Raw genomic sequence first — 20,906 nt, 5'->3', positions numbered from 1 at the left:
AATAAATTTCTATGGCAACAATTATTGAGAACTAACAAAAGTAATAAAAAATGTCATATGAACAATCAAACAACAACTAAATTACCCATTCACTTCAATTCTGATAAAGTAGGCAAAGTCTGGCGCGTACCTTACCAACAACGCGCAGCCGAAGCAGAATTATGGGCAGAACAACACAGCATCAAACCTGCATCTGTTGATGAAATGCGTATTTGTCTATTATTGATAGATGTACAAAATACTTTTTGTATACCTGAATTTGAATTATTTGTTGGAGGTCAATCGGAAACGGGAGCAGTAGATGATAATCGACGATTGTGTGAGTTTATTTATAAGAACTTAGGCGTAATTACAAAAATTATTCCTACCCTAGATACCCATACAGCCATGCAAATTTTTCATCCTATTTTTTGGTTAAATAAGGCAGGCGAACATCCAACACCAGCAGCTACTAGTATTACTCCAGCAGATATTGAAGATGGTATTTGGCAAGTGAACCCAGATATTGCGAATAGTATTAATAGCAACTATGAATTATTGACAAAACACGCCTATCATTACGTTAAGCAACTCAGTCAAGATGGTAAATATCCTTTGACAGTTTGGCCTTATCATTCTATGTTAGGTGGCATTGGTCATGCTTTAGTTTCTGCGGTGGAAGAGGCAATATTTTTCCACTGTATTGCACGGCGAAGTCAAACACAATTTGAAATTAAAGGTGACAATCCGTTAACAGAAAACTATTCTGTTTTACGTCCAGAAGTCTTGCAAAGTTTTGACCAAAGTCTACTTGCTAACAAAAATACACGCTTAATGCAGCAACTTTTAGAATTTGATGCAGTGATTGTTGGTGGTCAAGCTAAAAGTCACTGTGTAGCTTGGACAATTGATGATTTATTAACAGAAATTCAACAGATAGATCATACCCTTGCTCAAAAAATCTATCTACTAGAGGATTGTACTTCGCCTGTTGTAGTACCGGGAATTGTAGACTATACAGAACAAGCAGATGCAGCATTTGCTCGATTTGCAGCAGCAGGCATGAATATTGTCAAATCCACTGAATCTATCTGCAACTGGCTAAAAAATTGTAGGTTGTGTTAAGAGGATGTTTGAAAAGTCTGTTTCTTTGTCATTCCTATATAGGACTTACGCACAAATTACGTAATAACAAACCACAGAGGCACAGAGAACACAGAGAAATAAGGGTTTGAGAGAGTTTTTGCGTAAGTCCTGCTATAAAAAAAGCGATCGCTCCCCAAATAGCGATCGCCTTTTTTCAATCCATCTACAATTTTTAAACCAAGAGTGTTTGTAATAGTGGTTTTTCTGGGGACAATTTACCTGTCCTTAGCCATTCTGATAATTCTTCTGGGGTTTGAGCTTGCTGGAGACGTTCCCGTAGTGAAGCACCTTCGAGGATTTCTTTTTGCAACAATTCCTGTGCTGTCTCTTCTAATAAATCACGATTGTATTGCAAAATACTCAAGGCGATATGGTGGGCATTATCGACAATCTGCTTAACTTCGCGGTCAATTTCTTCAGCCACTTTGGGACTAATAGAACGGCGGGGATTACCGTAACCTTCGATAAATTGTTGTTGAGTTTTCTCAAACGCCACTGGCCCTAGGTGGTCACTCATTCCGTAAAGGGTAACGTAGCGTTCTGCTAAATCCGTGGCTTTTTGAATGTCATCACTCGCACCGGTAGAGACTTTACCAAAGACAACTTCTTCGGCGGAACGTCCACCCAACAAGGTAGCAATGCGACCGCGAATTTCATCTTCGATCATCAAGAAGCGGTCTTCTTCGGGCATTTGAATTGTATAACCCAATGCACCGACACCACGGGGGACAACAGAGATTTTTTCAACTCTACCAGCACCAGGCATCAACGCCCCGATGATGGCGTGACCGACTTCGTGATACGCTACAGTTTTCTTCTCGGTTTCGTTCAAAACACGAGAGCGTTTTTCTAATCCAGCAACTAAACGCTCAATGGCTTCATTAAAGTCTGCCATTAGCACAGCTTGGCGATTTTGTCGTGCTGCTAACAGTGCAGCTTCATTAACGAGGTTGGCTAAATCTGCACCAGCAAAGCCGGGAGTTTTGATCGCGATATTACCCAAGTCAACATCATCAGCCAATTTGACATTTCTGGCGTGGACATTGAGAATTGCTTCCCGACCAATTTTATCAGGACGATCAACCACAACTTGACGGTCGAAGCGACCAGGACGGCGCAAAGCTGGGTCAAGAACTTCGGGACGGTTGGTAGCGGCGATAATAATTACCCCTGTGTTGGCATCAAAGCCATCCATTTCGGTGAGTAACTGGTTCAGGGTTTGTTCTCGTTCATCGTTACCACCAACAAAACCGCCAGCACCACCGCGAGATTTACCTAGTGCATCTAACTCATCGATGAAGACAATACAGGGAGCTTGTTTTTTGGCTTGTTCAAACAAGTCACGCACCCGCGCCGCACCCACACCCACAAATAACTCAATAAACTCTGAACCAGAGATACTGAAGAAGGGTACGCTAGCTTCTCCTGCGATCGCTTTTGCTAATAGTGTTTTACCAGTTCCCGGCGGCCCCACTAACAGCACACCTTTCGGAATTTTTGCCCCTAATTTAGTATATTTCCCAGCATTTTTCAAGAAATCAACGATTTCTTCCAATTCAGCTTTAGCTTCATCTACACCAGCTACATCGAGGAATTTTACCCCAGTGCTACCTTCAGAGTAAATTCGGGCTTTGCTTTTACCTACCGTCAATGCAGCCGGGCCACCACCTTGACGATTCATTAAAAAGCCCCAAATGCCAAAGAAAATCAACGGAGGAGCAACCCAGCTAAGTAAAGTGCCAATCCAACCATTTTGGTTTGGTGGGGGTGCAGCAAACTCGACGTTATTTTCACGGAGAATTTTAGGTAAATCTAAATCAATAGCTACTGGTGTGGTGATGAATACCTGCTCAGTGGGTTGCCCATCTGGGGTTTGAGTTTTGAGAGAATACTCAATGCGATCAGCTACGCTGGGCGGGTACGCCATCGCCACCCACAATCGCCCGATTTACATTACCAGCTTGGACTTGAGCAATAAAATCACTATAGGGGACTTGTGGCGATCGCTGTCCAAAGAAACTTGGCACAATAAAATTCAGTAGTAAAAGCAAAGTCAGCAGAATCAAAAAACTGCCACCGAATTGCGGTAATCTAGGCGGTTTAATTTTTTTATTATTATCAGTTTCCACAGGCATTTTGATATTACCTCAATTTGAATTACGAATTACGAATTACGAATTACGAATTGATCAGTCCCCTGTCACCTAATTTGTAAAGGTTTGTGTAGTTATAGATTTATTGTAGATACTAGATAATGCAGCCTAAATTAGTGGACACCCCACCGCAAAATGTGTATTGCCGTACTCTTAAGGATAATCAGATGGGTTTTATTGTGAAGTTGCTGGTACTCTCAGCATTGTTATCAGCGTTGATTAAGTATGCAGCACCGAGTTTACCGATTCCCTCAACGGATGCTATTGCTTTAATTATCGTTTTGTTGCCTACAGTAATGATAGCGATCGCTCTAGCCTGGCGATTCCAAACCCAAAAACAAACTTAACTAAAAACCTCTAGGCGATAGCAACAAAAATCAGCTAACCTACTGGAACTGCTAGGAATCAGCATCACGCCAAAAGTTGGGAGTCAGCCTGTGAACCTTGGTCAATGGATCGGCTTAATCGCCATAGTTATCTCTTTATATATATTGTGGCAAATCAAAGAAGTTTTGCTACTGATGTTTGCTGCTGTCGTCTTGGCTACCACTTTAAATCGGTTAGCTAGGCGTTTCCAACGAGCCGGACTCAAGCGGGGATTTGCTGTTTTGCTGGCGGTAACTATATTTTTTGCCCTTGTGATCGGCTTTTTCTGGTTGATTGTCCCACCTTTTGCCCATCAGTTCAACGAACTCACCTCGCGCGTACCCCAAGGTTTTAACCGCTTTAATACTTGGTTAAATGAATTAAGACCCCGTATTCCACCGCAGTTAGTTTCCTATATACCGGATATCAATAGTCTGATCCAACAAGCACAACCTATTGTCAATCGTGTGTTAGGTAGTTCTTTTACCTTTGTCTCTGGTTCTTTAGAAGTTGTCTTAAAGGTTTTACTAGTCCTGGTGTTAACGGGAATGTTATTAGTTGACCCATTGGCTTACCGCCGAGTATTTGTACGCCTGTTTCCCTCATTTTATCGTCGCCGAGTCGAAGGGATTTTAGATCAGTGCGAACTCTCCTTAGAGGGATGGGTAACAGGTGCAATTATTGCTATGGGTGTAGTGGGACTAATGAGTGTTGTTGGCTTATCAATTTTGCAAGTGAAGGCGGCTTTGGCTTTAGGAGTTTTAGCCGGATTTTTAAATTTAATTCCCAATATTGGCCCAACACTGAGCGTAGTTCCAGCAATGGCGATCGCACTTCTAGATAATCCTTTGAAAGCTCTTGCTGTCTTAATTTTATACTTTATTATTCAACAGGTAGAAAGCAGTTTAATCACCCCTATTGTGATGGCAAAACAAGTTTCTTTGCTACCAGCAGTAACATTAATTGCCCAATTATTTTTCGTGACTTTCTTCGGCTTTTTAGGATTATTTTTAGCTTTGCCGTTAACTGTTGTCGCTAAAATTTGGGTGCAAGAAGTATTGATTAAAGATGTTTTAGATGAATGGAGAGATAACCATGCTCAAGAAACTGAGTTAGTGATAGTTTCTCACTCTCCTGAAGTTGATGAAAAATGGACAGAGGATAAACCAGCTAATAATTTAAATGATGATGCTTGATCTTAGGAAGATTAGTTAATTTTCCCCTTTCTCTAGTAGGGAAGAGGGTTAGGTTTTGCGTTAACTTTTCCACATAACGTAAAAAGCCAGGAAGTTCCTTCGTACTTTCATTTAAATTTATTCGAGCTAAAAAACACCGCCGCCAGCACAATTAAACCCAAAAGGACGAAGGGAACAAAGAGATTAGGTAGATCGGATAAATTCATTACGCAGCTGTTTTCAGGGATAATTCCTGTTATACAGCAAGCAGAGAACACGGGGGAATCATGATGACATCTCCAGACATGGTTATCTGGCTACAGGAGCGGACACATTTAGGTATTCTCTCATCAGAAGTGTTGAATGCGATCGCTCCCCTGATTCAAGCACAAGTTATACCCCAGGGAAGCACTCTGAGTAAAGAAGGTACTCCCCCAACAGCACTTTATATTCTTGTCGATGGTCAACTAGAAAGCGAAATTACTAATAAAAACAACCCAGTTTTCCCCTGTGGCTTCCTTCCAGGTGCAGTCATTCACCTCAAGGAATTACTTTTAGATGAATTGACCCCATGCACAATTACTGCTGTCACAGAATCTCACGTCTGGGTTATTCCGGCGGCTGAGTTTCGCGCTTTAGTTAGTCAATATCCCCAAATTACTCAGGCTATTTCTCGACAACTGGCGCAGGAATTAGCCCAGGTGACATCTGCGTTAACTTACGAACAAGAACGTTCCGTAGCTTTGCGACCATATTTAGTTACCAAAGCACAACGGGGAATTGTTGGTACAAGTCGCTATGCGGTGCGGTTGCGAGAGCAAATTCGAGAAGCGGCCTCTGACCGAGAACCTGTTGATATTTTCGGTGAACCTGGCTTAGAAAAAGATAATATTGCTGCCCTAATTCACTTTAGTTCTCCCAAACGACGTGAACCAATTATTAAAATCAATTGTGGGATTTTGCAAACAAGCGGTGCAGATTTATTTGGACGTGCTGGGGGAAAGCCGGGACTGTTGGAATGGTTAGGGGAAGGGACTTTAGTTTTAAACAATATTCAAGAGTTACCCCCAGAGTTATTACCGGCTGTGGCAAAGTTATTGAAAACAGGGACATATACCCCCGTGACTCGTCAGGGAGAAGCAACTGCTGCACCCCTGACTAGCAAAGCAAGGATTTTGATAGTTTCCGAAAAAGCCCAGTCTCAAATAGAACGCTGTGTGGGTCATATTATTAAAGTGCCACCGCTACGGGTACGAAAGGCGGATATTCAAGCACAGGTAGAATATTACACGAGTTTGTATGTGCGATCGCGTGGAGTTGCTAAACCCCGCATCACGCCAGAAGCCTTGCGTCGTTTACAATCCTATGATTTTCCTGGGAATCTCAAGGAACTGAAAAACCTTGTAGAACGGGCAATTGTGCAAGCTGGGAAGGGAAGAGAGTTAACAGAAGAAATTTTCTGGGCGGCTCAAACGAAGAAAAAGCAATTTCGAGTGAATCTGTTAAACCTGTATCCTGGATTACGGCGATTTTTGCGGAGTGATTGGTGGCCGGATAGAATTAACTATGGTTTTACTGTGGTGGGATTTGCGTTTATTGTGGGTGTGTTATTTCTAGGGCCGCAAACACGCGATCGCAATTTTGCTTTAAATTTATTTTGGGCTTGGTGGTGGCCTATCGGTTTATTTATCTTCCCCTTTTTCGGGCGGGTGTGGTGTGCTGTCTGTCCTTTCATGATTTATGGCGAAATCACCCAAAAACTATCTCTGTGGCTATTTCCGCGTCAACTCCAACGCTGGCCGCGAGAGAAGGCTGAAAAATGGGGCGGTTGGTTTTTGTTTGGGTTATTTACTCTCATTTTCCTCTGGGAAGAACTCTGGAATTTAGAAAATACTGCCTATCTTTCCGCCTGCTTACTGTTATTAATTACCTCCGGGGCGATGATTTTCTCAGCCCTGTTTGAAAGGCGGTTTTGGTGTCGTTATCTTTGCCCCATTGGGGGGATGAATGGTTTATTTGCTAAACTCTCAATGACGGAACTCAGGGCGCAACAGGGAATTTGTTCTGCTACTTGTACGACCTATCAATGTTATAAAGGTGGTGCGGAAAAAGGCGAAGGGATGGAAACTGATGGCTGTCCCTTGTATTCCCATCCCGCACAGTTAGAAGATAACCGCGATTGCGTGTTGTGCATGACTTGTTTAAAAGCCTGTCCCCATCGTTCCGTTGAGTTTAACTTGCGTCCCCCAGGGATTGAACTGTGGACAACTCACGTACCCCACAACTATGAAGTGGCGTTATTGTTGTTGCTGTTCGGGGGAATATATCTGCATCGTTTACCAGAGTTGCAAACTTGGCTGGGGTTACAGTTAGATTTAACTCCATTTTGGCTACATTTGGGGATATCACTGTTAGCTTTGTTAATTCCCACGGTGGTTGTATTTGTCGCCTATGGTTGTATGAAAATATTCAATCTTCACCGTAAAGCCCGACCATTTATTGAACTCGCTTATGGTTATTTACCCTTGGTGTTGGGAGGGAACTTAGCCCATTACTTGCGTTTAGGTTTGGGTGAAGGGGGTAAGATTTTGCCTGTAACCTTTGCAACCTTTGGTTTTAGTGGTGAGCAATTGCCGATATTAGTAGCTCATCCAGCCGTGATTGCTTTTTTACAAGGTGCAACCCTGATTTTTTCCGTGCTGTTGACAATTGTGTTAACGCAAAAGATTGCGCGACAATCATGGAGAAATATACTTTGGCAACATCTAGCTGCGATCGCTTTAGGTTTGAGTATGTGGGTGATAATTGTATTTTGACTTAATTGCCCAGTAATTTCGCAATAGAAACCGTAATTTCCGGAAATGCTAAGGGTGTAATACTACCTTGAGTTAGTATTTCTTGGGACTGATAACCTTCTGCCATAGGTTCTCTAAATATAATCAGTTGCATACTGCGCAAATTAATCACCCAATACTCTGGAATACCTGCGGCGGCGTAAATTTTGGTTTTTACTTCTAAATCTTTAGTCAGACTTGAATCTGAATATTCAATTAGCCAAAAAATATTTTCTGGATAAGGGTGATGTTCTCTGTAATTTTGACCCAAGCGTTGTGCGATCGCAATATCGGGTTCTGGTTCAGAGTTACTATCAGGTAAGGTGATTGGTTTTGCTTGTCGAACTTTTGCTTTATTTCCTAACAGGTAAATCAGGTATTCTCCGGCTTCATCACTGCAATAAGCATGGGATTCTCCTTCTGGGGACATTTCTATAATTTCTCCACTTAGCAATTCCACCTGTCGCCCTGCTAAAATTCCAGAGGCAATCATGCGATGATAGTCTTGAATGCTCCACTTCGCAGTTGTTAGGGTCACAGCGATCGCTCCTATTGTTCCTATCCCATCCTCAATTTAACCTACAAGCGACTTAAACCAATTCGCCATCAACGTGTTGTAACGGGGATTTAAATCCTTATACTTTGTTTATTCCGTCGCCGATAATGCCGAACTAAAGACCATACCGTGAGTGATACCTTCGTGCAGTTGTAGCTGAATAGAACGGTAGTAAATTGATGAGTAAAGATGTATAAAGGAGACAATAGATACGGGGATGCTTCGCTTCACTACGTTATAATCGCCATCACAAATTTTAGAGCATTGATATTGTGAGGTATTTTGAAAACAGTAGTCGCCAATTTGCCTTTGATAAGTTAAAGATTAGAAATAGTGGAAAATTTCGCATCCAGGAATGTGTTTTACCTTATTCTCTAGAAAGCGTCCCACTGTAGGCGCACTAACGCCGATGAATAGAAGGAACAAATTAAATCCTTTTTCCCCAGTCCTCATACATCCTGGAGTTTTTATGAGGATCAAGTTACAGTCAGTGTGATCTTACCTCTTGACATTTCGTTGAAATTACCCCAATTTGACTGTTTAGCTTCATAGCTATTTTTTTATTGAAATTTCCATGTCAACTCTCGTCATCGTCGAATCTCCAACCAAAGCTCGTACCATTCGCAACTACTTACCAAAAGACTATCGGGTAGAAGCGTCGATGGGTCATGTGCGTGACCTACCCCAATCGGCTAGTGAAATTCCTGCTGCTGTCAAAGGGGAAACATGGGCGCAGCTTGGGGTAAATGTGGACGCAGACTTTGAACCTGTATATGTTGTCCCCAAAGACAAAAAGAAAATTGTCACTCAGCTCAAAGAAGCTTTAAAAGAAGCAACTGAACTGATCCTGGCAACTGACGAAGACCGGGAAGGTGAAAGTATTAGTTGGCATTTATACCAGCTACTCAAGCCGAAAATCCCGACTAAGCGGATGGTGTTTCATGAGATCACCCAAGAAGCAATTAAAAAGGCTCTGAAAAACTGCCGTAATATCGATGAGCAGCTAGTACGCGCCCAAGAAACCCGGCGGATTTTAGACCGATTAGTGGGGTATACCCTTTCCCCCTTGTTGTGGAAAAAAATAGCCTGGGGATTATCTGCGGGGCGGGTGCAGTCTGTGGCTGTAAGCCTATTAGTCACCAAAGAACGCCAACGCCGGGCTTTCCGGGAAGGTGCATACTGGGATTTAAAAGCTTCCCTGGAGCAGAATAAATCCCCATTTACATCACTGTTAGTCACCCTAGGAGGCACTAAAGTAGCAACCGGGAGTGATTTTGACTCATCCACTGGACAAATCGCTACTGGACGCAATGTAGTGCTGCTTTCGGAAGAAGATGCGATCGCTCTGAAGGACAGACTAACTGGTAAACCCTGGACAGTCTCAGATGTGGAAGAACGCCCAGTTACCCGCAAACCTTCGCCACCATTTACCACCTCCACATTGCAGCAAGAATCGAACCGCAAACTGCGCCTCTCCGCACGGGACACCATGCGGGTTGCCCAAAGTTTGTACGAGCAAGGGTATATTACCTATATGCGTACAGACTCGGTGCATTTGTCAGATCAGGCGATCGCAGCTGCCCGTGATTCTGTAGAAAAACTATACGGCAAGTCATATCTCAGCCCCCAACCAAGGCAATACACCACCAAATCCAAAGGCGCACAGGAAGCCCACGAAGCCATTCGTCCGGCTGGTAGTAGCTTCCGCACCCCCCAAGAAACCGGATTAAGTGGTCGGGAATTAGCCCTGTATGACTTGATTTGGAAGCGCACCGTCGCCTGTCAAATGGCAGACTCCCGCCAAACCCAAATCACCGTCCAGTTAAAAGTTGAAGATGCTGGTTTCCGTTCTTCCGGTAAACGCATCGATTTTCCTGGCTATTTACGCGCCTACGTCGAAGGTTCTGATGACCCCGAAGCCGCATTAGAAGACCAAGAGGTGATTTTACCTAGCTTAAAAGTTGGTGATCATCCCAACTGTAAAGACTTAGCCGCCGTTGATCACGAAACTCAACCTCCCGCTAGGTACACTGAAGCGACCTTAGTCAAAACCCTAGAAAGTGAAGGCATTGGTCGTCCTAGTACCTACGCCAGCATTATTGGCACAATCATTGATAAGGGTTACACCCAACTGGTGAATAATGCCCTGATTCCTACATTCACCGCTTTCGCCGTCACCACTCTCTTGGAAAAACATTTCCCGGATATTGTCGATCCCAGTTTTACTTCCAAAATGGAGCAAACCCTGGATGATATCGCCGAAGGTGAAGCTAAATGGCTGCCCTATTTGCGGGAATTTTATCTCGGTGATCAAGGTCTAGAAACCCTAGTCAGAGAACAAGAAAGTCAAATTGATGCCACTAAAGCTAGAACCGTAGAACTAGAAAATTTAGTCGCCAAAGTTCGTATTGGTAAATACGGCCCTTACATTGAGGTAGACAACGGTGACGGAGTAATCACCGCCTCAATTCCCAAAGACCTGACTCCAGCCGACCTTGACCCCAAACAAGTCGAAGTTCTGCTAAGGCAAAAAACCGTAGGGCCAGACCAATTAGGCCGTCATCCCGAAACTGGTGAACCAATTTACGTCAAAATTGGTGCTTATGGCCCTTACGTCCAGTTAGGCGACAAGTCAGACGAAAACCCCAAACCCAAGCAAGCATCTTTACCCAAAGGTGTCACACCAGAAACCATCACCCTAGAGACAGCCATTGGTTTGTTGTCACTACCCCGCAATTTGGGAGTACATCCAGCTACCGGCGGCAAAATCCAAACCAGTTTAGGACGTTTTGGCCCTTATGTCGTCCATGACCAAGGTAAAGAAGGCAAAGATTACCGTTCTTTAAAAGCTAGTGATGATGTCTTGACAATTACCCTAGAACGAGCATTGGAATTGTTATCAGAACAGAAAAAGACTCGTGGTTCTGCCAATAGCAAGTCCAAAGCCGCTTTAAAGGAATTGGGTACACATCCAGACGATGATGCACCAGTAAATATCTACGACGGCCCCTATGGCCCTTACATCAAACACAACAAAACTAATGCTGGGCTACCAGAAGGTGTATCAGTAGAAGATGTCACCCTATCCCAAGCCTTGGAATTGCTAGCGGCTAAAGCATCGACGAGTAAATCTACCCGCAAAACAACTAAATCTACCACCACTAAATCAAAGTCAACAACGGCTAAATCAAAAACGGCGACGAAGAAAAAAGCGGTGGAGGGTTAGTGATTGGTCATTAGTCATTAGTCATTAGTCATTAAATAATTAAATGGTGTCATGGCTTTGAACTATTGGCTAATTCCCAATCCCCAATCCTCAATCACTATTACCGTCCGATTAGTTGCGAATGTGATACTCTAAAAAGTAAGGGAGATAACAACACTAAAGTTTTAAAAGTGGCTTATGCCCAAAATACAAAAGTGTGTATCATCCACGGAGTCAGCCAGAGGTGCAAAATTACGCCAGTTTTTAAGTAGCTGTAAACCAAAATTGAGGTAGTATCTCAGGAGCAGTCAGTTTAATGGACTATATAGAAAAGGTACTGGAAAAGCTAAAAGAATTGGCGCGTAAGCTGATTGAGTCCCTACTGGGGCCTGAAGTAGAGCCGGAACCAGAACTGATTCCGATCCCTGTAGATCAGCGATCGCGTCGTCGTTAGTAGACTGAAGGTACAATCATTGACAATACAACCTCTAAATATTTTGGTGCTGCACGGGCCAAACCTGAATTTGCTGGGACAACGAGAACCAGGCGTTTACGGTTCTACTACCTTGTCTGAGATTAACTGCCTATTAGCAGAAGCAGCACTAAATTTACAGGCAAAGGTGTTTCCTATGCAGTCAAATCATGAAGGTGTGTTAGTCGATGCAATTCATGAAGCACTAGGAAAACACCAAGGAATTTTGATTAATGCCGGGGCTTATACTCATACGAGTGTGGCGTTGAGAGATGCGATCGCTGCTGTAAATATACCGACAGTAGAAGTCCATCTCAGTAATATTTATCGCCGAGAAGAGTTCCGCCATCACTCTTACATAGCTCCGGTAGTGATGGGACAAATTAGTGGTTTTGGTGTACAAAGTTACCTTTTAGGTTTACAAGCTTTAGTGCATCATTTAAATTCGTAATTCAAAAAGACTAAATTTGGGTTATTTTTGGATTTTGTCGGCGTCAGCCCAGCAGTAGGCCATCTTCAATTTTGAATTTATATGCCCAATGCCCCATGCCCAATTAACAGTTAGTTAAACCATGCGCTATTTACTTGGGAGTCGGTTCAGGGGTGTCTTCTTGGGGGGATTAGTAGGGGAAGCTTTAGCCCAAAGTAGTCAGCTAAAACATCCAATTGGTGGTGACTTTGCCCAAAGTGTAGTTCCTGGTGCTACCAGTTTAATTAAATTAGGAAAATTTGATATAGATGATTGGTTAGAAATTTATCAACAAAAATTTACACATTTAGAACCATCAAAAATAATTTTCGCTACAATTCCTATTTCTGTTTTTTTTCACGAAAATCCGGTAAAACTACACCAAAATTTACTGCGGCTGTTAAAAAATTGGGATAGTAACCTAGAAATTAGGGATAGCACCCTAGCAATAGGATATGCGATCGCGCAATCGCTGACAGAAAAACTCCATCCCCAAACCCTCATTCCCCAAATAATTGCCTTTATTGGCGAGACAAACACCTCACTTCCACAAAATTTATTAAAAGTAAATAATCTGTTAGAACGAAGGGCTAGCTTAGAAAGAGTACAAGCTGAGTTAGATAGCCAAGGAACGTTCTCCAATGAAATAGCTCTCGCATTTTATTACTTTCTTAGCACCTTAGAAGACTTCCCTTTAGCCGTTTTACGGTCTATTCGCCATGATGAAATCTGGCAAAAACACTCTGATAATTTATATTTTCCGAATACAAGTGTAATCACGGGTCTGTTATCTGGAGTGTATAACAGTAATACTAGTATTCCGGTAAATTGGAGAGTTTCGCTAACCAGACAATTGAGCCAAATTTCGCAAGTGCTAGAATTAGCTGATGCGCTTGCGACTACCTGGTCGGGAGTGTATGAACCTGGGCTAAATTCCCAGGAGTTTGCACACGAGGAAAGCTTAATGTCTAACGAAAATATACCACCTTGCGTCTATGCTGCTCCTCGCGTCATTCGGGCGCGTTAAGATTAATTCGTAATTGGGCATAGGGCATTGTGTAACATTCCTTATTTTTCCCTGTCACCCTTCCCCTGTACCCTGTCCCCTTTTTAACGATTGTCCTATTTTGACATATCGAAACTAAGCAGCCATAGGTAATGAAAACACAGCGATTTTTGCAGTCCTTGAATCGGCAGTTGACCCATTGGCGGCGGCGATATAGACTATTTAGCCGTAAAGGAAAATTACTTGTGGCGGTGAGTCAAAAAGGCAAAAACTCTCATAATGACGCAACAAAAGCTATCTTCAAAAATATAGTCTGGCATTTATTCCCGCATAACAACAACGGCGGCCAGAAAAAACGCAAAATCGACCTCAGAGCAATGACAAAATTGGTCAAAAATCAGAGTAGGATTGAGGTAATAGGTCTGGGTTGGGTACATGAAAAGCGTTCCTCTTTAGTTTTAGCGATCGCAGTTGTATCACTGACTGGTGTAATGGGTCATAGACTATACAATCAGCCTAAATTAAAAGTAGGAACTCTTGCACCACAGACAATTAAAGCCCCTTACCCTGACAAAATTGAGGATCAGCAAAAAACCGCAGATAAACGCAAAAATGCAAGTAAAAGTTCCACACCAGTATTAATGGTTGATGCTGAAATCACTGAACAAATCAACCAAAAATTACAAAAATTACTGGATGAGGGTAACGCAATTCGTAACATTGCTGGTTCTTTTCCGTTCTATGATGTTTCCGTTTTGTCTGTATCTACTCAGCATTATCTACGCTCTTGCTCGGACTTGGAATGGCAGGCTTTGTTGACTACTATAAAAAATACTACCCAATTACAGCAAAGTAATCGCTTCCGACAAAATACTGGTAAACAACCTGCTAACAGTAACCCAGTTACCAAAAATCAAGACGGTCGTGTCCAGGGCGATCAACCCATTAATATTTTTGCTAAAAGTGAGCTGACACAAGCCTTAGCAGAAATATTAGCTTACCGAGTCATGATTGGTGAAAAAAACCTATCCTCTGTCATAGATCACATATCCCAAGCTCGCCAAGCATACTCCCAAGCTAGCAATCAACTACTCAGACTCAATAGTGTGACTCCACAGACAATATATAGTGAAACAGTTCTGCTGGAATTATCAGATGATGAGTGGACAAAAACCCAATCAGGAATTCATCAAAGTGCAGAACGTATTCTTACTCAAGGTATTCCCAGAGGCTTACCAGATAGTATTTTAAATAATGCTGTCAGCTTACACGTACAAGCCTTCGTCCCCAGAAATGCCGAAGCTTTAGCAAAACAAATATTATTAGCCATCTTAGAAGCTAATTTAAAAACAGACGAAGAACAAAGCAAACAACAAGCTCAAAAAGCAGCAGCTGGTGTAACACCCGTGTTCATTGATGTGAAGCGAGGCCATATCATTGTGAATAAGGGAGACATCATTACAGCATGGCATTTTGAAATATTAGAGCATTATCAACTGATTCGCCGAGAAAATAACTGGTGGGGATTGCTGAAGTTAGCAACCTTGGTAACTGGCGCAATTGGCGTATTTATTTTGGTAGAAAGACGAATTAAGTACAACTTGCGACAACGCGATCGCCTGTTAGTTTTACTATTAACCTTGAGTACACCGGGAGTTTTAGCATTTGGCGTACCTTATGCTACTTGGGGTGCTGTAGGTTTGCTTCTGGGGAGCTTTTATGGCCCTAGCTTGGGTGTGACAGTGATTGTTTTACTGTTATTTTTGTTACCATTCAGCTTAGAAATTAGTGCCATCACGTTGTTGACTGGAGCAGTTGGGGGAATTTTAGGTAGTTGTGCGGCTCAAAGATTGCGATCGCGGGAAGAATTAGCACTTTTGGGTGTGGCGATCGCGGTGGCTCAAGGTGGTGTTTACTTAATTATTAAACTCCTGATTGGTGCAGCCTTTGGTGCAGCTTGGTATATTGTGCTGCAAGAAGCCGGATTATTTGCCTTATCTGGCCTAGCCTGGAGTATTGTAGCTTTAGGTTTAAGTCCTTATCTAGAAAAACTATTTGATTTAGTTACCCCCATTCGGTTAGCAGAGTTAGCCAATCCTAATCGGCCTTTACTCAAGCGACTCGCCACAGAAACACCAGGAACTTTTCAGCACACCTTGTCAGTAGCGACATTAGCAGAAGCGGCTGCTAAACAACTCGGATGCAATGTGGAATTAGTCAGGGCGGGGACTCTATACCATGATATTGGTAAAATGCACGACCCTTTAGGATTTATTGAAAATCAAATGGGCGGGCCGAACAAACACGAAACAGAGATTAAAGACCCTTGGAAGAGTGCAGATATCATCAAAAAGCACGTCAGCGAAGGGTTAGTTATGGCGAGGAAACACTTGTTACCAACAGCCATTCAAGCGTTTATCCCCGAACATCAAGGGACAATGCTGATTGCCTATTTTTATCATCAAGCAGAACAGATGGCACAAGCTGACCCCAGCATTATTGTCAATGAAGCCGATTTTCGCTATGCTGGCCCCATTCCCCAATCGCGGGAAACAGGAATTGTCATGTTAGCTGATGCTTGTGAAGCCGCACTGCGATCGCTCAAAGATGTCAATCCCGAACAAGCATTAACCGTATTAAATAATATTCTCCGCGCGAGATGGCAAGATAATCAACTTATTGATTCAGGGTTGACGCGAGAAGAAATGTCACAAATCGCCGAAATATTTGTAGAAGTTTGGCAACAATTCCATCACAAACGCATTGCTTACCCTAAGTTAAAAGCACAGAATAAAGTCAATAGTTAAAACCATTCGTAATAGCCTGCGCCCTACTACGCTGAAGCAATTACATTTTGTAACGGGTATTTTAATGAAGGATCAAAACGTGATGCTTATAGAAATAGGGGGCTTTAACTCACAACTCAGCACTTAGCACCGGCTAAACGCCGCGCTACCACTACCGCTAACACAACTCAGCACTCACCACTCAGCACTCACAACTCACAACTCAGCACTCTTCAAAAGCTGGTGGATAAACAACCTTACCCCGATAATTTTTTTGATATTTTTGCAGTGGTTTGACCATAAAAACTTCCTCTGGAACAGGGAAAGGTGATTCAATACCATAATTCACCGATGGCTCAAAACCAAACCGAGTATAAAAATGGGTATGACCTAAAACAATAACTAAAGCTTCTTGCTTTTCTTCAGCTTTTGTTAATCCTGCTTTTACTAATTCACTACCAATTCCTTGTCTTTGAAATTGTGGATGCACAGCTAGAGGTGCTAAAGCTAATACTTGTAGTTTATCTTCACCTACTAATTGAATATAACTTAACAGGATGTGGGCAATTATAAATTGGTCTACTTCAGCAACTAGAGAAAGTTCGGGAATATAAAATTCAGAATTGCGAATGGCTTCTATAATTTTAACCTCTGTTTCTCCACCAAATGCTAATCGATTTACTTCAGCTATGGCATGATAATCTGATAGTATTTCACAACGAATATTCATCATTTTTAAACTAAAAGTAGTTTTAGCTATCTACAATACCCAAGATACTTTATCATAATACTAATTATTACAAATTGTAATACTGTTTCAACTCCAAGACAAAATCCCTGCTAGGATAACAGCACTCACTATAAACCTTTAATTATTAAGTCCGTTTTACTTAATTTATTTTCTCCTATTAAATTAAATGTAACTTCAAAGGATGTTGGTAATTACAAATTGATCTACTTCAGCAACTAGAGAAAGTTCTGAAATATAAATCAACTACTTGTATTTACTAGTTACATTTTATCTAAATTAAAGCTACAAATATTATGATAAACAGGAAAGAGTTTTTGCGGAAAAATTCTATGTTTACTAAAATTTGTGCTGGATTATAAAAAATGAGGTTTTTGATATGCTAAGTAAGTTTTGCGTATTAACACTGGGAACTATAGCAACCTTCTTGTCGAGCGCATTTATATTATCTACTCCCTCTGTATCACAATCTACTTTAGATGTAAGACCAACAGCCAGTTCAATGCTGTTAAGCAACGCGAGTATTATTTCACCTTTAGAACAGCAGGTAGTTCAAGAAATGAACAAAGTGCGGACAAACCCCAAGGCATATATTCCTATCATAGAAAATTATCAAAAACGCTTTCAAGGCAATCGTGTGAGAATTTCTAATAATACCTATCTCGTCACCCAAGAAGGAGTGAAACCTGTTAATGAGGCGATCGCGTTTCTCAAGTCAGTCCGTCCTGTGGGAACATTAAGGATATCTAAGGGAATGTCTTTAGGTTCTAGGGATCATATTAAAGATCAGAGTACAAAAGGCACAACTGGCCATAATGGTAGCGATGGTAGCACCCCTTTCACTCGCATTAATCGTTATGGTAGGTGGCAAACTACAGCAGCCGAAAATATCAGTTACGGCCCTAACACTGCTCAAGATATTGTCATGCAATTAATTATTGATGATGGCGTACCATCACGGGGTCATCGCACCAATATTTTTAATGGTAATTTTAAAGTGACCGGTGTTGCCTATGGGACTCACAAGATTTATAGAACAATGTGTGTGATTACTTATGCTGGAGGCTATCTAGAAAAATAGCTGTGGCATAGTCTGAGGATTGCACACAGATGCTATACTTATCACTAAAGATTTTTCAGGGAGTTTAACTACAATGATGCGTTGGTAGTGCAACAAACATAGAAATTAGTGAACCCGCTTCAATCGGATATTTCATCCGATCAGTTCTAACTGTTTGTTGTAACTATTTACGGAGTTGTTGTGAATATTCCCCCTGCTTATTTAGAAAAAATTTGTACTGTTTATCCAGGCATTTCTTTTGAACATCTTGATTTTAACCAAGATGGGATGGTTAATGATGTGGTGGTGGTCAATCATGACCTAGTATGTCGTTTTGTCAAAGTAGACTGGGGAACAGAGTCGCTAGCTCATGAGGCGAAGGTGTTGAAAATTGTGCAAGGTTATGTTGATTTACCAGTTCCGCACTTTGAACACCTGGAAGAAACCTTTGTCAGTTATCGATTTATCAAAGGTGAACCTCTTTCTCGCCATACCTTACTGAAATTAGCTCCAGCCGCAAAGGCGCGTGTGATTTCTCAAATTGCCAAATTTCATCAACAGTTACACAGTATTCCCTATGAAGTTTTAGTGAGTTCTGAGATATCTTCATCAGGTGCGGAGCGATCGCGTGCAGATTGGTTAGAGTTGTATGAGCAGGTTCAGGACATCTTGTTCCCTCACCTATGGCGTTATCAAAAAACATGGATCAACGAACTGTTTGCACCAGTAGTCTCAGGTGAACTCGACCTCAGCTACACACGCGTACTAATTGATGGCGACTTGCCAGTGTATCACATACTATTTGATTCAGGATCAGAAAGTATTACGGGCATGATCGATTTTGGTACTGCCGGTTTGGGTGATCCAGCTTGTGACATTGCAGTGCAATTAAGTAATTACGGTGAGAGCATTGTACGTTGTATGCAAAGTAACTACCCTTTATTAAATAATGTCATCGAACGGGCGCGATTTTGGGCAGGGACATTTGAACTTCAGTGGGCATTAGCCGGAATCAAGTATAACAATATTTCATTATCGTTAGCTCACATCGGTTGAGCCAGAGAGTTTCAACCTATAGGTGTACAGATGTAGAGACGTACATTTTGTACACCCCTATGTCCGAAAACTGCTGTCCACACCGTGGAGCTAAATATATCTTGTTGACAACTTCCAGTTATGAAATTACTAAATCAGCAACTGCAATTTCGGCAACTTATACAGGGGATTTCGCCAAAAAGTTCGGAAAGGTTGAAACAAACATACAATATCTCCCCATTAGAACAACTAGTAGCAGAGGAGACGAACAAAGTCCGCACCAATCCTCAAGCATATATCCCTCTCTTGGAAAATTATCGCCGGCGGTTTCAGGGAAATAAAGTTAAACTTGGCGATCATGTTTATTTACAAACCCAAGAAGGGGTAAAAGCAGTAGATGAAGCGATCGCTTTTCTCAAGTCTGCTCATCCAGTAAAATCATTGACTATATCTGAAGGTATGTCTTTGGCTGCTAGAGATCACGTTCTAGACCAAGGGAAAAAAGGTTCTGTAGGTCATGATGGTAGCGATGGTAGTAACCCGTTCACTCGTATGAGTCGCTACGGTAATTGGCAGGTGACAGCCGGGGAAAACATTAGTTATGGTTCTCACACTGCCCAAGATATTGTCATGCAATTAATTATTGATGATGGAGTGCGATCGCGGGGTCATCGTACCAATATTTTTAACCCAGCTTTTCAGGTGACAGGGGTAGCCTTTGGTATCCACGCTACATATAGGCAAATGTGTGTGATTACCTACGCCGGGGGATTCACATCAAAGTAAGTTTTATTAGAAATTCGTATAATCGTTGTGTCTGTGGACTGCAAGCTATGAGACAGTCTCTAACAGCAGCACCAATATTGCTCAGAACCTAACATAATGCCTGATAGTTATACGAAAGCTGTAAACCTCAAAGTTGATATTCAAGGTGAAGGATTTCCGATTTTGTGTTTACACGGTCATCCTGGCTGTGGTCGTAGTCTTTCCGTATTTACCAATCATTTAGCAAAACGCTACCAAACTTTTGCTCCAGATTTGCGCGGATACGGCAAAAGTCGCTTTCAGGGAAATTTTGTGATGCAGGATCATTTAAGTGACTTAGAAGCCCTGATAGACTCTTTCCAAATCGAAAAATGTTTGGTGTTGGGATGGTCATTAGGTGGCATCTTGGCAATGGAGTTAGCTTTGCGTTTACCACAACGTGTCACAGGGTTAATTTTGATAGCGACAGCCGCTAGACCTCGTGGGAATCATCCCCCCATTACTTGGCAAGATAATCTTTACACAGGTGTTGCTGCGCTTTTGAACTCTGTTAAACCTGGCTGGCAATGGAATATTGAGACTTTTGGTAAGCGATCGCTATTTCGTTACCTCATCCAGCAACATACAAATACAGCATATAATTACATTGCACAAGATGCCGTACCAGCTTATTTACAAACTTCCACATCTGCCACTCGCGCCCTTTATAGTGCCTTACGTTTGGGATATAACCGACTAGAAGACCTGAAGCAAATTCATTGTCCCAGTCTGGTACTTGCTGGCTCTCAAGACCGTCACATTACAGCCGAGTCCAGCTTAGAAACGGCTCAAAACCTTAAAAATAGCCAGTGGCAATGCTACCCTAACACGGCTCATCTTTTTCCCTGGGAAATACCCCAGCAGTTACTGGGTGATATTGACGGATGGTTAGCAAATCATTCCCAAGTAATGAGTAATGAGTGCTGAGTGCTGAGTGCTGTTAGCGGTAGCGCGGCGTTGAACAGCGTGCTGAGTGTTGAAAGGTGACACTCACTCATTAGTCAGCAATCTCTTATATATAAGTAAAACATATAAAATATATTGCATTTTATATGTCAATAGGACTTACGCATTGACAAAAAACATCATCTATAGAACCTAGGGATGCTAGA

At 42.1% G+C, this 20,906-nt stretch carries 16 protein-coding genes and 1 pseudogene; 13 read left to right on the top strand and 4 right to left on the bottom strand.

Features of this window, described 5'->3' with window-relative positions:
• Positions 1–57 precede the first annotated feature (57 nt).
• On the top strand, positions 58–1,104 hold the full coding sequence (locus ACM0OR_RS05980; protein WP_414575420.1) for an isochorismatase: 1,047 nt from the start codon (positions 58–60) through the stop codon (positions 1,102–1,104).
• A 193-nt stretch (positions 1,105–1,297) separates the two neighbouring features.
• Here ACM0OR_RS05980 and ftsH read toward each other — a convergent pair.
• Positions 1,298–3,260 (bottom strand): annotated as a pseudogene (ftsH, locus tag ACM0OR_RS05975) (ATP-dependent zinc metalloprotease FtsH).
• Positions 3,261–3,445: 185 nt separating this feature from the next.
• On the opposite strand from ftsH, the gene ACM0OR_RS05970 reads away from it, so the two are divergent.
• The 3 genes from ACM0OR_RS05970 to ACM0OR_RS05960 all read left to right on the top strand — a co-directional run bounded on the left by ACM0OR_RS05970 (position 3,446) and on the right by ACM0OR_RS05960 (position 7,635).
• A complete protein-coding gene (locus ACM0OR_RS05970) occupies positions 3,446–3,625 on the top strand; it encodes a hypothetical protein (protein ID WP_414575474.1) in 180 nt (59 codons plus the stop codon).
• A gap of 90 nt (positions 3,626–3,715) precedes the next feature.
• Positions 3,716–4,840, top strand: a complete 1,125-nt coding sequence (locus ACM0OR_RS05965) for an AI-2E family transporter (RefSeq protein WP_414575419.1) — start codon at positions 3,716–3,718, stop codon at positions 4,838–4,840.
• Between the two features lie 269 nt (positions 4,841–5,109).
• Positions 5,110–7,635 (top strand): cyclic nucleotide-binding domain-containing protein, encoded by a 2,526-nt coding sequence (locus ACM0OR_RS05960; protein WP_414575473.1) that lies wholly within the window; start codon positions 5,110–5,112, stop codon positions 7,633–7,635.
• A gap of 1 nt (position 7,636) precedes the next feature.
• Here the strand turns inward: ACM0OR_RS05960 and ACM0OR_RS05955 are convergent, their stop codons facing one another.
• The gene (locus tag ACM0OR_RS05955) at positions 7,637–8,191 is read right to left on the bottom strand and encodes a Uma2 family endonuclease (RefSeq protein WP_414575418.1); all 555 of its coding nucleotides are present in this window, start codon (positions 8,189–8,191) and stop codon (positions 7,637–7,639) included.
• Between the two features lie 108 nt (positions 8,192–8,299).
• Positions 8,300–8,440, bottom strand: coding sequence for a hypothetical protein (locus tag ACM0OR_RS05950; protein WP_414575417.1), 141 nt, complete (start codon positions 8,438–8,440; stop codon positions 8,300–8,302).
• A gap of 343 nt (positions 8,441–8,783) precedes the next feature.
• Here ACM0OR_RS05950 and topA point away from each other — a divergent pair, with 343 nt between their 5' ends.
• The 5 genes from topA (at position 8,784) to ACM0OR_RS05925 (ending at position 16,168) form a co-directional block, all read left to right on the top strand.
• Positions 8,784–11,435, top strand: a complete 2,652-nt coding sequence (gene topA / locus ACM0OR_RS05945) for a type I DNA topoisomerase (protein ID WP_414575416.1) — start codon at positions 8,784–8,786, stop codon at positions 11,433–11,435.
• 295 nt (positions 11,436–11,730) lie between these two features.
• On the top strand, positions 11,731–11,868 hold the full coding sequence (locus ACM0OR_RS05940; protein WP_190709529.1) for a hypothetical protein: 138 nt from the start codon (positions 11,731–11,733) through the stop codon (positions 11,866–11,868).
• A gap of 25 nt (positions 11,869–11,893) precedes the next feature.
• Positions 11,894–12,337, top strand: a complete 444-nt coding sequence (gene aroQ / locus ACM0OR_RS05935; protein WP_190709547.1) for a type II 3-dehydroquinate dehydratase — start codon at positions 11,894–11,896, stop codon at positions 12,335–12,337.
• A 121-nt stretch (positions 12,338–12,458) separates the two neighbouring features.
• The gene (locus tag ACM0OR_RS05930) at positions 12,459–13,382 is read left to right on the top strand and encodes an ADP-ribosylglycohydrolase family protein (protein WP_414575415.1); all 924 of its coding nucleotides are present in this window, start codon (positions 12,459–12,461) and stop codon (positions 13,380–13,382) included.
• Between the two features lie 131 nt (positions 13,383–13,513).
• The gene (locus ACM0OR_RS05925) at positions 13,514–16,168 is read left to right on the top strand and encodes an HD family phosphohydrolase (protein ID WP_414575414.1); all 2,655 of its coding nucleotides are present in this window, start codon (positions 13,514–13,516) and stop codon (positions 16,166–16,168) included.
• 202 nt (positions 16,169–16,370) lie between these two features.
• Here ACM0OR_RS05925 and ACM0OR_RS05920 read toward each other — a convergent pair whose 3' ends face one another.
• On the bottom strand, positions 16,371–16,877 hold the full coding sequence (locus tag ACM0OR_RS05920; RefSeq protein WP_414575472.1) for a GNAT family N-acetyltransferase: 507 nt from the start codon (positions 16,875–16,877) through the stop codon (positions 16,371–16,373).
• A 397-nt stretch (positions 16,878–17,274) separates the two neighbouring features.
• Between ACM0OR_RS05920 and ACM0OR_RS05915 the strand changes: the two genes are divergently transcribed.
• The 4 genes from ACM0OR_RS05915 (at position 17,275) to ACM0OR_RS05900 (ending at position 20,721) form a co-directional block, all read left to right on the top strand.
• Positions 17,275–17,976: a CAP domain-containing protein gene (locus tag ACM0OR_RS05915; protein ID WP_414575413.1), complete on the top strand. Its 702-nt coding sequence runs from the start codon at positions 17,275–17,277 to the stop codon at positions 17,974–17,976.
• 180 nt (positions 17,977–18,156) lie between these two features.
• On the top strand, positions 18,157–19,011 hold the full coding sequence (locus ACM0OR_RS05910; protein WP_323267432.1) for a phosphotransferase family protein: 855 nt from the start codon (positions 18,157–18,159) through the stop codon (positions 19,009–19,011).
• A gap of 120 nt (positions 19,012–19,131) precedes the next feature.
• A complete protein-coding gene (locus ACM0OR_RS05905; protein WP_414575412.1) occupies positions 19,132–19,776 on the top strand; it encodes a CAP domain-containing protein in 645 nt (214 codons plus the stop codon).
• A gap of 96 nt (positions 19,777–19,872) precedes the next feature.
• A complete protein-coding gene (locus ACM0OR_RS05900) occupies positions 19,873–20,721 on the top strand; it encodes an alpha/beta fold hydrolase (protein ID WP_414575411.1) in 849 nt (282 codons plus the stop codon).
• Positions 20,722–20,906 lie beyond the last annotated feature (185 nt).

This window comes from Anabaena sp. CCY 9402-a, assembly GCF_963920945.1.
GTDB classification, from domain to species: domain Bacteria; phylum Cyanobacteriota; class Cyanobacteriia; order Cyanobacteriales; family Nostocaceae; genus Trichormus; species Trichormus minutissimus.
The sequence above is the reverse complement of the archived record's forward strand: the minus strand, read 5'-3'. Positions and strand labels throughout refer to the sequence as shown.

What these genes read in the sequence shown, in the direction of transcription:
- ACM0OR_RS05905 (WP_414575412.1), top strand. Translation starts at nt 19,132, where the DNA reads ATGAAATTACTAAATCAGCAACTGCAATTTCGGCAACTTATACAGGGG.
- ACM0OR_RS05960 (WP_414575473.1), top strand. Translation starts at nt 5,110, where the DNA reads ATGACATCTCCAGACATGGTTATCTGGCTACAGGAGCGGACACATTTA.
- topA (WP_414575416.1), top strand. Translation starts at nt 8,784, where the DNA reads ATGTCAACTCTCGTCATCGTCGAATCTCCAACCAAAGCTCGTACCATT.
- ACM0OR_RS05980 (WP_414575420.1), top strand. Translation starts at nt 58, where the DNA reads ATGAACAATCAAACAACAACTAAATTACCCATTCACTTCAATTCTGAT.
- ACM0OR_RS05915 (WP_414575413.1), top strand. Translation starts at nt 17,275, where the DNA reads ATGCTAAGTAAGTTTTGCGTATTAACACTGGGAACTATAGCAACCTTC.
- ACM0OR_RS05925 (WP_414575414.1), top strand. Translation starts at nt 13,514, where the DNA reads ATGAAAACACAGCGATTTTTGCAGTCCTTGAATCGGCAGTTGACCCAT.
- ACM0OR_RS05900 (WP_414575411.1), top strand. Translation starts at nt 19,873, where the DNA reads ATGCCTGATAGTTATACGAAAGCTGTAAACCTCAAAGTTGATATTCAA.
- ACM0OR_RS05970 (WP_414575474.1), top strand. Translation starts at nt 3,446, where the DNA reads ATGGGTTTTATTGTGAAGTTGCTGGTACTCTCAGCATTGTTATCAGCG.
- ACM0OR_RS05930 (WP_414575415.1), top strand. Translation starts at nt 12,459, where the DNA reads ATGCGCTATTTACTTGGGAGTCGGTTCAGGGGTGTCTTCTTGGGGGGA.
- ACM0OR_RS05920 (WP_414575472.1), bottom strand. Translation starts at nt 16,877, where the DNA reads ATGAATATTCGTTGTGAAATACTATCAGATTATCATGCCATAGCTGAA.
- ACM0OR_RS05940 (WP_190709529.1), top strand. Translation starts at nt 11,731, where the DNA reads ATGGACTATATAGAAAAGGTACTGGAAAAGCTAAAAGAATTGGCGCGT.